Origin of the sequence: Streptomyces sp. NPDC001507 (assembly GCF_042894765.1) — a bacterium.
GTDB lineage: Bacteria > Actinomycetota > Actinomycetes > Streptomycetales > Streptomycetaceae > Streptomyces.
Map to the genome: position 1 here is coordinate 442,121 of NZ_JBIAVV010000005.1, position 14,983 is coordinate 457,103.

The window sequence follows — 14,983 nt, forward strand, 5'->3', positions numbered from 1 at the left end:
GCGTTTCAGGAGCCGCCGTTGATCTTGGCCTCGGTCACCGCGCCCTGCGTGACGTTCCACTTCTCCAGGATCTTCTGGTAGTCGCCGCTCTTGATGATGGCGGCCATCGCGGCCTGCAGCGCGTCGCGCAGCTGGGTGTTCTGCTTGCTGACCGCTATGCCGTACGGGCCGGCCTCGATCTGCTCGCCGACGACCTCGAAGTCCTTGCCGCCGCCCGACGTCTTGGCGTTGTACGCGGCCACCGGGAAGTCGTTCAGGTCGGCGACGGAGGCGCCCTGCTTCAGCCGGAGCAGCGCCTCGGGGTCGGTGTCGAAGGTCTGGAGGTCGATGGCCTTGTTGCCGTCCTTCGTACACTTCTCGCTCTGCGCCTTGGCGATGCCCTCGGACGTGGTGCCCTTCTGCAGGGCCACGACCTTGCCGCACAGGTCGTCCAGGGACTTGATGCCCTTCGGGTTGCCCTTCTGGACCAGGATCGAGGTGCCGGCGGTGAAGTAGTCGACGAAGTCGACGCCGCTGCCGACCTTCTTGCCGGTGTCGGAGTCGATGCCGTTCTGGCGGTCCTTGGTGTCGTTCATCGCCGACATGATCACGTTGAAGCGGTTGGCCTGGAGGCCCACGATCAGGTTGTCGAACTTGCCGTTCTGGAACTCGAACTTCACGCCCAGCTGCTTGCCCAGCGCGTCCGCGATGTCCGGGTCGACACCGACGGCCTTGCCGTTCTCCATGTACTCGACCGGCGGATAGGCGATGTCCGAGCCCACCTTGATCACGCCGACCTTGCGGATGTCGGCCGGCAGCTTGCTCGCCAGCGGGGCCGAGGACGTGGAGGAGGAGCCGTTGTCGCCGCCCTTGTCCGTCTGGTCACCGCAGCCGGTGAGGATCAGGGCGCCTGCGACCGCGATCGCACCGAACGCGGCAATCTGGGAGCGCGAGGCGGTGGTACGACGGGTGAAGCCTGCGGTCATGGTGGGTTCCTCCGGCAGTGGGTAGGACAAGCCGATATACCGATGCGTCTGATATGTCGATATGCCGATGGGTCGACGGAAACACACACCTTCGGGTGTCGCGACCTCGTGGGTTTACGGCATCCTGCCATTGGGATTGCTCCAAGCAGACGTGTCACCATGTCAAAATCGGATAACGGGTGACCCCCGTGACACGTCGGGCCGGTCCCTCCCCGACCCGCCGCCCCGCACATCTGCGGGAATCCGACCTTCTGGCCGGAAGATCTTCGGTTCACCGCCGGTTCACCTCGGGCTGCACCCCGTGATCTTCTGCCGGTCGCCGGGCCGCTCATCTGTCGGCTCTCCACGACATCCGTGATGTGACCTTGCGCCTATTCGACTCGTCGTGAGCGCTGTCCGTCCGGTAAGAAGGTTCTTTACACCCCTCATCCGGGGCTCAGGGCGCGTGTGCGGCGCGCCCGTCGCGCAGGTGCTCGTACGTGCCACTCGTACGTATCAGTGATCGGGCCCTGCGCGGTGCCCGCCCGTTCCCTCACCGGGAGCGGCCGACCCTCAAAACCATGCATACCTAAGGGGTAAGACAAGTGGCAGCGGAGATCGTCAATCCTCGCAGCGACAGCGCGCCGGGCAGTTCGGACCAGGACGGCGGGGCCGAGCCCCTCGATTCCTTCGATCCTGCGTTCGCGCTGCACCGCGGCGGCAAGATGGCCGTGCAGGCCACCGTGCCGCTCCGTGACAAGGACGACCTTTCCCTCGCGTACACGCCCGGAGTCGCGCGCGTGTGCACCGCGATCGCGGAACAGCCCGAGCTGGTCAACGACTACACGTGGAAGTCGTCCGTCGTCGCCGTCGTCACCGACGGCACGGCCGTGCTCGGCCTCGGGGACATCGGTCCCGAGGCATCCCTCCCCGTGATGGAGGGCAAGGCGATCCTCTTCAAGCAGTTCGGCGGCGTGGACGCGGTCCCCATCGCCCTGGCCTGCACCGACGTCGACGAGATCGTGGAGACCGTCGTCCGGCTCGCCCCGTCCTTCGGCGGGATCAACCTGGAGGACATCTCGGCACCGCGGTGCTTCGAGATCGAGCGCAAGCTCCAGGAGCGGGTCGACATCCCGGTCTTCCACGACGACCAGCACGGCACCGCCGTCGTCACCCTGGCGGCCCTGCGGAACGCCGCGCGGCTCAGCCGGCGGGAGATCGGACAGCTCCGCGCGGTCATCTCGGGCGCCGGCGCGGCCGGGGTCGCCATCGCCAAGATGCTGGTCGAGGCCGGCATCGGGGACGTCGCCCTCGCCGACCGCAAGGGCATCATCTCGGCCGACCGCGACGACCTCACCGCCGTCAAGCGCGAGGTCGCGGGCTTCACCAACAAGGCCGGGCTCAAGGGCACCCTGGAGGACGCGCTGGCCGGCGCCGACGTCTTCATCGGCGTCTCCGGCGGTACAGTCCCGGAGGAGGCCGTCGCCTCGATGGCCGAGGGCTCGTTCGTCTTCGCCATGGCCAACCCGAACCCCGAGGTGCACCCCGACGTCGCCCACAAGTACGCGGCGGTCGTGGCGACCGGGCGGTCGGACTTCCCGAACCAGATCAACAACGTGCTGGCGTTCCCCGGCATCTTCGCGGGCGCGCTGCAGGTGCGGGCCTCCCGGATCACCGAGGGGATGAAGATCGCGGCGGCCGAGGCGCTGGCGGCGGTCGTCGGCGACGATCTTGCCGCCGACTACGTCATTCCGTCTCCCTTCGACGAGCGGGTCGCTCCCGCGGTGACCGCGGCGGTTGCCGCTGCCGCGCGGGCCGAAGGGGTCGCCCGGCGGTGACCCGAATGGCCTCGCTCTTTTTGGGCGGGGCCATTTGCTTTTCCCGCCCGCCCATCCGTTCGGGTGGCTACTGAGGTGTCCGCCGTTCTGGGGGCTGCCGCCCCCAGGCCCCCGCGAGCGGGGCGGCCGGTGTTGTGGGTGGGTGCCAGGGGGTGGGGGCTGGGCGCGCAGTTCCCCGCGCCCCTTGCGGGGCGCGGTTCGCGGTGCGCAAGAGGGTATGTGTCACAGCGGCCCCCGGTTTCGCCCGCGGCCCAGGGAACCTATCGTCGGCCCTATGTTCGCCGTCTACGCCGCCCGAATCGACCGCGACCAGCCGCTCTCCGGCCTTGAGTTGGGGGAGCGCCCCGCCCCCGTGGCCCGGCCCGGCTGGAGCACCGTCGACGTTCGGGCCGCCTCCCTCAACCATCACGATCTCTGGTCCCTGCGCGGCGTCGGTCTTCCCGAGGACCGGCTGCCGATGATCCTCGGCTGTGACGCCGCCGGCGTCGACGAGGACGGCAACGAGGTCGTCCTGCACTCCGTGATCGGGCAGAGCGGCCACGGGGTCGGACCCCACGAGCCCCGGTCCATCCTCACCGAGCGCTACCAGGGCACCTTCGCCGAGCAGGTCGCCGTGCCCACCTGGAACATCCTGCCCAAGCCCAGGGAACTGTCGTTCGCCGAGGCCGCCTGCCTGCCGACCTCCTGGCTGACGGCATACCGGATGCTCTTCACCAACGCGGGCGTACGGCCCGGCGACTCGGTCCTCGTCCAGGGCGCGGGCGGCGGTGTCGCCACGGCCGCGATCGTGCTCGGCAAGGCCGCCGGGCTGCGGGTCTTCGCCACCAGCCGCGACGAGGCCAAGCGGAAGCGGGCCCTGGAGCTCGGTGCCGTCGAGGCGGTCGAGCCCGGGTCCCGGCTGCCGCAGCGCGTGGACGCCGTCATCGAGACCGTCGGCGCGGCCACCTGGTCCCACTCGGTGAAGTCGCTGCGCCCCGGCGGCACCATCGTCATCTCCGGTGCCACCAGCGGTGACCGTCCCTCGCACGCCGAGCTGACCCGGATCTTCTTCCTGGAGCTGAAGGTCGTGGGCTCGACCATGGGCACCAAGGACGAACTGGAGGACCTGCTCGCCTTCTGCGCCGCCACCGGGGTACGTCCCGTCATCGACGAACTCCTCCCGCTCGACCGCGCCCGCGAGGGATTCGAACGGCTGGAGTCCGGCGACCAGTTCGGGAAGATCGTGCTGACCAATTCCTGAGGGGCCCGACTCGTACGGACCGTCCTCAGGGCTTCGGGGCGCGCAGCAGCGCTCCTATGTGGGCCGCCGCCGTCGAGAGGTGGCGGCGGGCCTCGCGGAGCTGGTCCGTGGTGACCCCGTGGTCGCGGGCCGCGTCGCGGATGTCGTCGCGGAAACGGTCCAGGAGCCGGTCGAGGTCGCGGGCCGCGTCGCCGGTGCCGGTCTCCTCGTCGTGCGCCCACGCGGGGACGTACTGTGCCGGGAAGTCCTCCGGGGTCTGCGCGTACTCCGGGCCCGGTGCGGACGGCGGTGCCGGCTTGCGCAGGTTCGGGCCGGTGCCGGGGTCCGGGTCGGTGCGGGCGCCGAAGTTCCTGCCGAACTCCTTGCCGTAGTCCTTTCCGAAGTCGCCGAACTCCTTGGCGAGTTCGGTGATGCCCTCGCGGACGCCCGTCGGCCAGTCGCCGCGCGCGAAGTGGTCCTGGACGTGCTCCTGCACCCGGCGGGCGATGCGCTGCATCTCCTCCTGGGCCTGGGCACGCGCCCGGGCCTGTGCCTCCTGGGCCTGCCGGCGGGCCCGCTGGGCCTCGTCCCGGGCGCGGCGGCTCTCGTCCTTGGCGCGGCGGGCCTGCTCCTTCCACTCCTGCTTGACCCGGCGCATCTCCTCCTTGGCGGCCCGCCACGACTCCTTGTCGCCGAGGTCGCCGAGGTCGCCGTGCTCCCCGGCCCCCGTGCCGGCGCCGCGCCGGGCCTCGGAGGCGGCCTCGCGCACCTCGCGGCGCAGGTCACCGGCGGCTCCGCGCACGTCGGCCCTTATCTCGGCGGCCAGTTCGGCCACCGACTCCCGGATCTCCAGCTCCAGATCGGCCAGCTCGCCACTGCGGTCGGCCAGTTCGGCGCGGCCGGCGTCCGTGATGGCGTAGACCTTGCGGCCGCCCTCGGTGGTGTGCGTGACCAGCCCCTCGGCCTCCAGCTTGGCGAGGCGGGGGTAGACGGTGCCCGCCGACGGGGCGTAGAGGCCCTGGAAGCGCTCTTCCAGCAGCCGGATCACCTCGTAGCCGTGGCGCGGGGCCTCGTCCAGCAGCTTGAGGAGGTAGAGACGGAGACGGCCGTGGGCGAAGACGGGAGGCATGTCAGAGCACCTTCTTGTCGGTCGGGCCGTCGGCCGGGCCCTGGGGCGTGCCTTCGGCCGGGGCGGCGGCCGGTTCCGCCGGACCCCTGGGTGGCTCGGCCGCCCAGGCCGCCCGCTCGTCGTCGTCCTCCTTGGGCGGGCGGCGCAGCAGGGCGATGGAACCGGAGACCGTGGTGGCGCGGAGCTTGCCGGTGCCGGCGCCGAGGCGGCCGGTGATCTTGTGGGCGCCCCACTGCCCGTGCACCCGCAGCCCGTCGAAGGCGTTGGAGATCGTGCCGCTCGCGGTGTTGGCCTCGACCTCGGCGTCGGCCGGGTGTGGCAGCCGGATGGCGATCTCGCCGGAGACGCTGGTCAGCCGGACGTCGGTCGGACCGTCCGGGTCCAGGTCGATGATCATGGAGCCGCTGACCGAGTCGGCGCGCACGGCCGAGCCCGAGCCCTCGACGACGGTCAGGTCGCCGGAGACGGAGTTGAACCGCAGGTTGCCGGTGACGGCCTGGGCCTCCAGGTTCCCCGACACCGTGTCCGCGCGGACCTCGCCGGAGAGGCCGACCAGGGTGGTGTCGCCGGTGACACCCTTGACCACCGAGGTGCCGGTGATCCCGGAGACGACGGCCGCCGCGCCCACCACGCCCACCTCCACGCGGGTGTCCGCCGGGACGGCGAGGGAGACGACCGCGCTGCGCCGCCAGCCCTTGCGGTCGAGCCACTTGAGGAAGCCCTTCCACGGCAGGTCCTCGTAGGCCACCGTGAGGGTGCCGCCCTCCTGCGTGACGACCAGGGGCGGGCCCTCGATCTGGGAGATCTCCAGGCGGGTGGAACCCTCGTCGGTGCCCACGACGTTGACTGTTCCGTTGACGATGCGGACGTGCAGGTCGCTGACGGGGGTGTCGAAGTCGAGCTTCTCGGGCTCGGCGACGGACCACTCGGACTTGGGCATGGTGCGGACCTCCTCGGGCCGGACACGACGGCTGGACGCGGCCGGTGGGTGCGGCCGATGGACGCGAACGCGATGCACGGCTCGCGCCATATCGCGTCTTCCATGAAACACGATATATCGCGGGCGCGGGAAGTCAAGACACCCGTGGGTGTGGCCGGTTGGGTGCGGTGTTGACCGTCGACGGGGTCCGAGTGAGTGGCATATCGGGCGATAAGTGGACGAATTGCTTACCTTGTGTGCATGTCGACGGATGAATCCAGGGCCGTCTCCCGGCCCCCGCAGGCTGAGGCGCAGAGCGCGGAGTGCGTGCCGCGGGCCCACCGGCTGGCCCTGGCCGAGGTGGCGGTGGGGCTGCCGGCCGCCGCGTGGGGGATGCGGCGGCGCAGCGTGGGGTGGGCGGCCGTGGGGGCGGTGCTGATGGTGCACGGGGTGCTGGAGCTGTCGTACGAGACGGTGTTTCCCAGGGACTGACTGACAGTTTCAGGGCGCGGGCCGGTGGGGGCTGGTCGCGCAGTTCCTCCCCCAGCCTTCGGCCGGGGGTACCCCCAGCGCCCCTGACGGGGCAACCCCCAGGGCAGGTCGCCTCCGGGGGCCGCGCCTCCGAGGGGCGCCTACTCCTCGTCCTCGTCGTCCAGCCGGGCCAGCCAGGTGGCCAGGCGCTCCACCGGGACCTCGAAGTCGGGGTTCAGGTCGACGAAGGTGCGGAGCTGTTCCGCGAGCCACTCGAAGGTGACCTCTTCCTCTCCGCGCCGCTTCTCCAGTTCCTCGATGCCCCGGTCGGTGAAGTACATGGGTCGCTCTCCTGCTGCCTGCCTGTGTGGATGCCCGGTGGTGGGCGTCTACCAGCCTAGGCGGACGCCGAAGGGCCCGGCCCCCGAGGCGGGAACCGGGCCCTTCGGCGTACTGGTGAGGCTTACGCCTCGAAGACCTCACGCACCAGCTGCTCCTGCTCGGCCTGGTGGCGCTTGGCCGAACCCACCGCCGGGGACGAAGAGTGCGGGCGGGAGATGCGGCGCAGGCGCTCGCCGGCCGGGACGTCCGCGCCCACCGCCAGGTCCAGGTGGTCGATCAGGTTGAGCGCGATGAACGGCCAGGCACCCTGGTTCGCCGGCTCCTCCTGGGTCCACAGGTACTTCTCGGCGTTCGGGTACTTGTTGACCTCGGCCTGGAGCTCCGCACCCGGCAGCGGGTACAGGCGCTCGAGGCGGATGATCGCGGTGTCCGTGACGCCGCGCTTCTGCCGCTCGGCCTCCAGGTCGTAGTAGACCTTGCCAGTGCAGAAGACGACCTTGCGGACCGCGGCCGGGTCGACCGAGGCGTCGCCGATGACGGGGCGGAACTGCCCGCTCGTGAACTCCTCCGCCTTCGAGGCCGCCGCCTTGAGGCGCAGCATCGACTTCGGCGTGAAGACGACCAGCGGCTTGTGGTGCGGGTTGTGCACCTGCCACCGCAGGAGGTGGAAGTAGTTCGACGGGAGGGTCGGCATCGCGACCGTCATGTTGTTCTGCGCGCACAGCTGGAGGAAGCGCTCGATGCGGGCCGAGGAGTGGTCCGGGCCCTGGCCCTCGTAGCCGTGCGGGAGCAGGAGCGTGACGCCGGAGGTCTGGCCCCACTTCTGCTCGGCCGCCGAGATGTACTCGTCGATGACCGACTGGGCACCGTTGGTGAAGTCACCGAACTGCGCCTCCCACATCACCAGCGCGTCCGGACGGGCGAGCGAGTAGCCGTACTCGAAGCCCATCACCGCGTATTCGGAGAGCAGCGAGTTGTAGACGTTGTAGCGGGCCTGGTCCTCGGACAGGTAGAGGAGCGGGGTGTAGTCCGCGCCCGTCTCCCGGTCGATGAGGACCGCGTGGCGCTGGCCGAAGGTGCCGCGCTGGGAGTCCTGGCCGGACAGCCGGACCGGCGTGCCCTCCATCAGCAGCGAGCCGATGGCCAGGGTCTCGCCCATGCCCCAGTCGATCGTGCCGTCCTCGATCATCGCCGCCCGGCGCTGCAGCTGCGGCAGCAGCCGCGGGTGGACGGTGAAGTAGTCCGGGATGTTGACCTGGGACTCGGCGATGCGCTTGACGACCTCCGTGGAGATCGCGGTCGGCACGGCGACCGGGAAGCCGTCCTGCGGCTCCTGGGCGGGGGCGGCGGCCGGCTGGGCGGTGGCCTCGCGGACCTCCGTGAAGACCTTCTCCAGCTGGCCCTGGTAGTCCTGCAGGGCCTGCTCGGCCTCTTCCAGGGTGATGTCGCCGCGACCGATCAGGGACTCGGTGTAGAGCTTGCGCACCGAGCGCTTCTTGTCGATCAGGTCGTACATCAGCGGCTGGGTGAAGGCCGGGTTGTCCGACTCGTTGTGACCGCGGCGGCGGTAGCAGATGAGGTCGATCACCACGTCCTTGTTGAACGCCTGGCGGAACTCGAAGGCCAGGCGCGCGACGCGCACGACCGCCTCCGGGTCGTCGCCGTTCACGTGGAAGATCGGGGCCTCGATCATGCGGGCCACGTCCGTCGCGTACATCGAGGAGCGCGAGGACTCCGGGGCGGCGGTGAAGCCCACCTGGTTGTTGATGACGATGTGGACCGTGCCGCCGGTGCGGTAGCCGCGCAGCTGCGACATGTTCAGGGTCTCGGCCACCACGCCCTGGCCCGCGAAGGCCGCGTCGCCGTGCAGCGCGACCGGCAGGACCGTGAAGTCCGTGCCGCCCTTGTTGATGATGTCCTGCTTGGCGCGGGCGATGCCCTCGATGACCGGGTCGACCGTCTCCAGGTGGGACGGGTTGGCGGCCAGCGAGACCTTGATCTGCTCGCCGTCCAGGCCGGTGAAGGTGCCCTCGGCGCCCAGGTGGTACTTCACGTCGCCGGAGCCGTGCATCGACTTCGGGTCGAGGTTGCCCTCGAACTCGCGGAAGATCTGCGCGTACGACTTGCCGACGATGTTGGCGAGGACGTTCAGGCGGCCGCGGTGGGCCATGCCGATGACGACCTCGTCCAGGCGGGACTCGGCGGCCGAGTCCAGGACGGCGTCGAGCAGCGGGATGACGGACTCGCCGCCCTCCAGGGAGAAGCGCTTCTGGCCGACGTACTTCGTCTGCAGGAAGGTCTCGAAGGCCTCCGCCGCGTTCAGCCGGCGCAGGATCCGCAGCTGCTCCTCGCGCTCCATCTTGGAGTGCGGGCGCTCCACGCGGTCCTGGATCCACTTGCGCTGCTTGGGGTCTTGGATGTGCATGAACTCGATGCCGGTGGTGCGGCAGTACGAGTCGCGCAGCACGCCGAGGATGTCGCGCAGCTTCATCATCGACTTGCCGGCGAAGCCGCCGACCGCGAAGTCGCGCTCCAGGTCCCACAGGGTGAGGCCGTGCTCGGTGATGTCCAGGTCGGGGTGCTTGCGCTGCTTGTACTCCAGCGGGTCGGTGTCGGCCATGACGTGGCCGCGGACCCGGTAGGAGTGGATCAGCTCGAAGACGCGGGCGGCCTTGGTGACGTCGTCGTCGTGCGAGGCGTCGATGTCCCTCAGCCAGCGGACCGGCTCGTAGGGGATGCGCAGGGCCTCGAAGATGTCGTCGTAGAAGCCGTTCTCGCCGAGGAGCAGGTTGGCGACCTGGCGCAGGAACTCGCCGGAGGCGGCGCCCTGGATGACCCGGTGGTCGTAGGTCGACGTGAGCGTCATGACCTTCGAGATGCCGAGCTTGTTCAGGGTGTCCTGGCTGGTGCCCTGGAACTCCGCCGGGTAGTCCATGGAGCCGACGCCCATGATGACCGACTGGCCGGGCATCAGACGCGGGACCGAGTGGACGGTGCCGAGGCCGCCGGGGTTGGTCAGGGAGACCGTGACGCCGGTGAAGTCGTCCATCGTCAGCTTGTTGTCGCGGGCGCGACGGACGATGTCCTCGTAGGCCTGCCAGAACTCGAAGAAGTTCAGCGTCTCGGCCTTCTTGATGGCCGCGACGACCAGCTGGCGGTCGCCGTTGGGCTTCACCAGGTCGATGGCCAGGCCCAGGTTGACGTGGGCCGGCTTGACCAGGGTCGGCTTGCCGTCCTTCTCGCCGAACGACCAGTTCATCGACGGCATGGCCTTGATCGCCTGGACCATCGCGAAGCCGATCAGGTGCGTGAAGGAGATCTTCCCGCCCCGGGCGCGCTTCAGGTGGTTGTTGATGACGATCCGGTTGTCGAAGAGCAGCTTCACCGGGACCGCGCGGACCGAGGTGGCGGTCGGCAGCTCCAGCGAGGCGTTCATGTTCTTCGCGACGGCCGCGGCGGGACCACGCAGCGTGACCAGCTCGGGACCCTCCGGGGCCTGGCCGGCGGGCGCGGCGGCCTTGGCGGCGGCGGCCGGCTTCGCGGCGGCCGGGGCCGGCGCGGCGGCGGGCTTCGCGGGCGCCGGGGCGGGCGCCGCGGCCTTCGGAGCGGCAGGCGCGGCCGGAGCGGGCGCGGCGGGCGTCTGGGCGGCCGGGGCGGCCGCGGCGGGCGCCGGAGCCGCCGGCTGGGCCGGCGCGGGCGTGGAGGTGGTGCCCGCGGCCCCCGCGGCCGCGGTACCCGCCGGAGCCGAGGCGGCGGGCGCTCCCGGCTTGTAGTCGGCAAAGAAGTCCCACCAGGCTCGGTCTACCGAATTCGGGTCCTGGAGGTACTGCTGATAGATCTCGTCGACGAGCCACTCGTTCGGTCCGAACGCGGCTGCGGGGTTCTTGCCCGCTTGGTCTGCGTCGGTCGAGATGCTCGAGTTACTGGGGGACTGTGGCGACACGGCGGCAACCGCCCTCTTCCGCTTCACAAGGTTATGGACAGCGGGAATAAAGGCTACGCCTCCAAGACCGCGAAGGTCAGGTCGGGCCGGTTCATCGTCGCGTAAGTCACATCGAAAACTGTGTTTCAGGGCTTGATATGGCGGGAAACAAGCGTGGTTGCGTTACGCAGGGACTGAACCGGGCATGGCTCCGCCGGACCGGCGACCGCCTCACGCCGAACCCCCGCGCGACATGCGCGGGGGCCGCACCTGATCACACGTGTCCGGCTGCGCGGACGGCCGTGCCGAGCGCAGATGGATCTTGAGGCTCCGGTTCGAACTTTACGTCAACTTGGAATGGATGAAAGCCCCGGGAGGGTGACGATAATCCTGCAGCCCCGGTCGGATTCGGCCACGCCGATCCGGCCGCCGTGCAGATCCACCGCCCACCGGGCGATCGCCAGGCCCAGCCCGGTGCCGCCGTCGCTGCCCGGACCGTGCGGTCGCCGTACCGCGCCGCGGTTGAAGCGCTCGAAGACGCGGTGCCACTCCGAGCGCGGAATGCCGGGGCCCTCGTCCAGGACCTCCAGCTCGAGCGACTCCGGCTGCGGCCCGCGCCGCGCCCGCACGGTCACCCGGCCGTGCGCCGGGCTGTGCTTGACCGCGTTGTCGATGAGGTTCGCCACAACCTGGTGGATGCGCTCCGGATCGGCGTGCGCGGTCAGCTCGGGCGGCGAGACGTCGAGGTGCAGATGGACGTCCTTGCGCGTGTGGTTCCCCGAGCCCGAGGCCATGCCCCCGCGCGCCCCGGCGACCATGTTGGCCTCCTTGAGCACGCCCGAGAGGTACGGCCACACCTCGAAGCGGCGCTGGCGCAGGGGGACCACGCCGTTGTCGAGCCGGGACAGGTCGAGGAGGGTCTCCACGAGCCGGCCGAGGCGCTCGGTCTGCTTCAGGGCCGTGCGCATGGTCTCGGTGTCCGGCTCGGCGATCCCGTCGACGACGTTCTCCAGGACGGCCCGCAGTCCCGCGATGGGCGTGCGCAGCTCGTGCGAGACGTTCGCGACCAGCTCCTTGCGGTGGCGGTCCTGGGCCTCCAGCTCGTCGGCCATGACGTTGATCGTCTCGGCCAGGTCGCCCAGCTCGTCCCGGCGGTTCTCGCGCACCCGGCGCGTGTAGTCGCCCTGCGATATCGACCGGGCCACCGCGTTCATGTCGTCCAGCGGCGCGGTGAGCGAATGCGCCACGAACTGCGTTATCAGCAGTGTGGCGATCATCGAGAAGACCGTGATGAAGCGCAGCTCCGTCTTGGTGTGCACCGCGACGATCGACAGACCGGTGGTGATCAGGACCGAGACGACGACCAGCGCGCCCAGCTTGGTCTTGATCGAGAACGGACGTACACCGCCCCAGGGCTCCTCCCCGGAGCCCCCCGGGCCCCCGGGACCCCCGGGGCCTCTTGGTCCGGCCGGCCCGGCGCTCATGGCGTCGGGGTCTCCAGCGCGTAGCCCACACCGTGCACGGTGCGGATCCGCTCGGCGCCGATCTTCCGGCGCAGCGCCTTGATGTGGCTGTCGACCGTGCGGGTGCCGGAGGCGTCCGCCCAGTCCCACACCTCGGCGAGCAGCTGCTCACGTGAGAGCACCGCGCGCGGGGTGTTGGCCAGGCACACCAGGAGGTCGAACTCAGTGGGGGTCAGGTGCACGTCCTCGCTGCGCACCCGGACCCGGCGCTGTGCGTGGTCGATCTCCAGCTCGCCGAGGCGCAGGATGCCGGAGCGGGGCGTGGAGGCCGCGATGGCCGCCCGCTCCACCCGCCGCAGCAGCACGTGCACGCGTGCCGCCAGTTCCCGCATGGAGAACGGCTTGGTCATGTAGTCGTCGGCGCCGACCCCGAGGCCGACCAGCATGTCGGTCTCGTCGTCCCGCGCGGTGAGCATGAGCACCGGCACCGGGCGGGCGGCCTGCACGCGCCGGCAGACCTCCAGACCGTCGAAGCCGGGCAGCATGATGTCGAGGATCAGCAGGTCGGGCTGCCAGGCCTCGGCGGTGTCGACGGCCGCCGGACCGTCGCCCGCTGTTTGCACGAGGAACCCCTCGGCGCGCAGACGGGCCGCGATGGCGTCGACGATCGTGGGATCGTCCTCGACGACCAGAACCCGGCGCTGGGCGCCCTGAGTGGCCGTCGCCGTGCCGTTGTGGGAGGTGTGTGTCTGCTCCATCGCCCGCCCCTGTGTGCTTTCCGGAACCAGTGGGGTGATCCCATGACTGCGATTGACGCTTGAATGATCCGCGTCAGGGATGCACATTACGGGGACAGGAGGCGCACTCGCTATCCAGGGCGGACGGCAAGGTGAACGACGTCCGGAACGCCCCGGGCAACCGGGATCTCTTCGGTACGCACCCGTTGGAAACCGGCATTCCGCAAGGTTCCCTCGAATTCCGCAGAGGGCTGCGCCGACCATACGGCAAGTACCCCGCCGGGCCTCAACACCCTTGCGCAGCCTGCGAGTCCGGCCGGTGAGTAGAGCCCTTCGTTGCCCTCGTCGACGGTCCAGCCGGGGCCGTTGTCGATGTCCAGGCACAGGGCGTCGAACGTGTCCGATGTCTCATTGACGTAAGTGACGAGATCGCTCTCGACGATCACCGTGCGCGGATCGGCGAACGCGCGGCCGGAGACCGCGGCGAGCGGACCGTCCCGGTGCCAGCCGACGACCGCCGTCTCCCGCTCGACGACCGTGATCCGTCCCCAGCGGGGCTCCTGCGCGGCACGGGCGAGCGAGAACCCGACGCCCAGCCCGCCGATCAGCACCGCCGGCTCGCTCCGTCCGTCCAGCGCCCGGAACGCGGCGTCCACCAGCAACCGTTCCGAGCGTCCGTCGGAGGTGTCCATCAGGAAGCAGCCGTTGGCGATGATCTGCAGGTGTCCGCCGTGCCGGCGCAGCACCACCTCGCCGTACGGTCCGTCGCGCCGGTCCAGGACCACCGGGCGGCTGTCGGGTGCGGAGGCCGAGGTCGTCATGGCGGCCATCCTGCCCCAACAGGGCTTTGCGGCCACCCGAATTACGGGTGCCGGGCAGCCGCCCGGGTGTCACCCGTTCGAGGGGCCGCCCGGCGCTTCGCGCCCGCGGATGACGGGAAGCGGCTCGTATGGTTCCTCCTGACCCCTCTTGGTTCTTCAGAAAATCCTTTGAATCGTTCCGTGGGTGGCCTCGGTCATAGACAGCGGTTCGTGGGACCACGAAAGGTGGGGTGAAACGGAAGGAGCGCCTCACCGTGGAACGGACCGCGAGGGTCGCATCGACGCCCACGCCCGAGCCCCTTCCTGCCGGGGACGTCGCCGCACTCCTCGACGGCGTGCCCCGCCAGCGGGGCCCGGCCGCGGCGCCGGCCCCGGGGCTCCCGCGCACCGCCCTCCCCGCGCACCAGTGGCGCGTGCTGCCCTGGCGGCTCCTCCCCAGCCCCACCGGCACCCCCGTCACCTTCGCCTACACGGCGGTCCTGGCCCTCACCTCGCTCTTCGCGAGCTGGGCAAGCCCCGGTCTGCTGTACGCGGTCTACCAGGACTCCAGCACCGACGTCGCCCACCTGCTGCGCACCCCGGTCTTCGTCCTGCTGGCCAGCGCGCTGTGGATCGCGGGCGGGCTGCTGTCGCCGTACGCGTTTGCCTTCGTGCTCGTCCTGACCGCACTGGAGCGGCGGATAGGCGGTGCCCGCGCGATTTTCGTCTTCCTGGCCGGCCATGTCCTCGCCACCCTCGCGACCGAGGTCCCGGTCGGCCTCGCGGTCCTGGCCGGCCACCTTCCCGACACCTCGCTGCACCGCCTCGACTACGGCATCAGCTTCGGCGTGGCCGCCAGCATCGGCGCGCTCTCCGGCCTCCTCGCCCCCTGGGTGCGCTGGCCGCTGCTCGCCCTGGTCGGCTACAGCCTCGTCACCGACCTCATCGCCTTCCAGGACCCGATGACCAACTGGGGGCACCTGATCTCGCTGGGCATCGGCACCGGGCTCTGGCCGTTGGTCCGGCGCTGGCGGCGGGAGCGGGTCCAGGCCCTGGCCCTGGCCGGCGCCGTCCCCATGGCCCCCTAAGCGCTCAGCCGCGCCGCGACGACGGCGGCGCCGGTCACCACGGCACGCCGTGCCGTGGTGCTTGGCCGCCGGCTCCTTCTCGTCCATGTGTCCCCCGAGCCGCGTTGTGTA

Annotated in this window: 12 protein-coding genes; 4 read left to right on the forward strand and 8 right to left on the reverse strand. The window is 70.5% G+C overall.

What is annotated here, in order from left to right; genetic code table 11:
- Positions 1 to 5 precede the first annotated feature (5 nt).
- Positions 6 to 965 carry an ABC transporter substrate-binding protein gene (locus ACFY0K_RS19245; protein ID WP_390640832.1) on the reverse strand — a complete coding sequence of 320 codons (960 nt, stop codon included), beginning with the start codon at positions 963 to 965 and terminating at the stop codon, positions 6 to 8.
- A 584-nt stretch (positions 966 to 1,549) separates the two neighbouring features.
- On the opposite strand from ACFY0K_RS19245, the gene ACFY0K_RS19250 reads away from it, so the two are divergent.
- Together ACFY0K_RS19250 and ACFY0K_RS19255 are read left to right on the forward strand one after the other, a co-directional pair.
- Positions 1,550 to 2,782, forward strand: a complete 1,233-nt coding sequence (locus ACFY0K_RS19250; RefSeq protein ID WP_351957866.1) for an NADP-dependent malic enzyme — start codon at positions 1,550 to 1,552, stop codon at positions 2,780 to 2,782.
- Between the two features lie 274 nt (positions 2,783 to 3,056).
- Positions 3,057 to 4,022: a zinc-binding dehydrogenase gene (locus ACFY0K_RS19255; RefSeq protein WP_390640833.1), complete on the forward strand. Its 966-nt coding sequence runs from the start codon at positions 3,057 to 3,059 to the stop codon at positions 4,020 to 4,022.
- A 25-nt stretch (positions 4,023 to 4,047) separates the two neighbouring features.
- Here ACFY0K_RS19255 and ACFY0K_RS19260 read toward each other — a convergent pair whose 3' ends face one another.
- A complete protein-coding gene (locus tag ACFY0K_RS19260; RefSeq protein ID WP_390640834.1) occupies positions 4,048 to 5,130 on the reverse strand; it encodes a PadR family transcriptional regulator in 1,083 nt (360 codons plus the stop codon).
- A gap of 1 nt (position 5,131) precedes the next feature.
- On the reverse strand, positions 5,132 to 6,070 hold the full coding sequence (locus tag ACFY0K_RS19265; RefSeq protein ID WP_390640835.1) for a DUF4097 domain-containing protein: 939 nt from the start codon (positions 6,068 to 6,070) through the stop codon (positions 5,132 to 5,134).
- A 240-nt stretch (positions 6,071 to 6,310) separates the two neighbouring features.
- Here ACFY0K_RS19265 and ACFY0K_RS19270 point away from each other — a divergent pair, with 240 nt between their 5' ends.
- Entirely contained in the window at positions 6,311 to 6,541 is a 231-nt protein-coding gene (locus ACFY0K_RS19270; protein ID WP_390640836.1) for a hypothetical protein, read from the forward strand.
- Between the two features lie 140 nt (positions 6,542 to 6,681).
- On the opposite strand, the gene ACFY0K_RS19275 is transcribed toward ACFY0K_RS19270, so the two are convergent.
- From ACFY0K_RS19275 to ACFY0K_RS19295, 5 genes are all read right to left on the reverse strand, one after another.
- The gene (locus ACFY0K_RS19275) at positions 6,682 to 6,861 is read right to left on the reverse strand and encodes a DUF6104 family protein (RefSeq protein WP_023586593.1); all 180 of its coding nucleotides are present in this window, start codon (positions 6,859 to 6,861) and stop codon (positions 6,682 to 6,684) included.
- 122 nt (positions 6,862 to 6,983) lie between these two features.
- Positions 6,984 to 10,805 (reverse strand): multifunctional oxoglutarate decarboxylase/oxoglutarate dehydrogenase thiamine pyrophosphate-binding subunit/dihydrolipoyllysine-residue succinyltransferase subunit, encoded by a 3,822-nt coding sequence (locus ACFY0K_RS19280; RefSeq protein WP_390640837.1) that lies wholly within the window; start codon positions 10,803 to 10,805, stop codon positions 6,984 to 6,986.
- A gap of 326 nt (positions 10,806 to 11,131) precedes the next feature.
- Positions 11,132 to 12,268, reverse strand: coding sequence for an ATP-binding protein (locus ACFY0K_RS19285; RefSeq protein WP_390640838.1), 1,137 nt, complete (start codon positions 12,266 to 12,268; stop codon positions 11,132 to 11,134).
- Complete coding sequence (locus tag ACFY0K_RS19290) at positions 12,265 to 13,005, reverse strand: response regulator transcription factor (protein WP_093499134.1); 741 nt, start codon at positions 13,003 to 13,005, stop codon at positions 12,265 to 12,267. The genes ACFY0K_RS19285 and ACFY0K_RS19290 overlap by 4 nt, the downstream gene beginning before the upstream one ends.
- A gap of 110 nt (positions 13,006 to 13,115) precedes the next feature.
- On the reverse strand, positions 13,116 to 13,805 hold the full coding sequence (locus ACFY0K_RS19295; RefSeq protein WP_390640839.1) for a spermidine synthase: 690 nt from the start codon (positions 13,803 to 13,805) through the stop codon (positions 13,116 to 13,118).
- 254 nt (positions 13,806 to 14,059) lie between these two features.
- Here ACFY0K_RS19295 and ACFY0K_RS19300 point away from each other — a divergent pair, with 254 nt between their 5' ends.
- A complete protein-coding gene (locus ACFY0K_RS19300; RefSeq protein ID WP_390640840.1) occupies positions 14,060 to 14,872 on the forward strand; it encodes a rhomboid-like protein in 813 nt (270 codons plus the stop codon).
- Positions 14,873 to 14,983 lie beyond the last annotated feature (111 nt).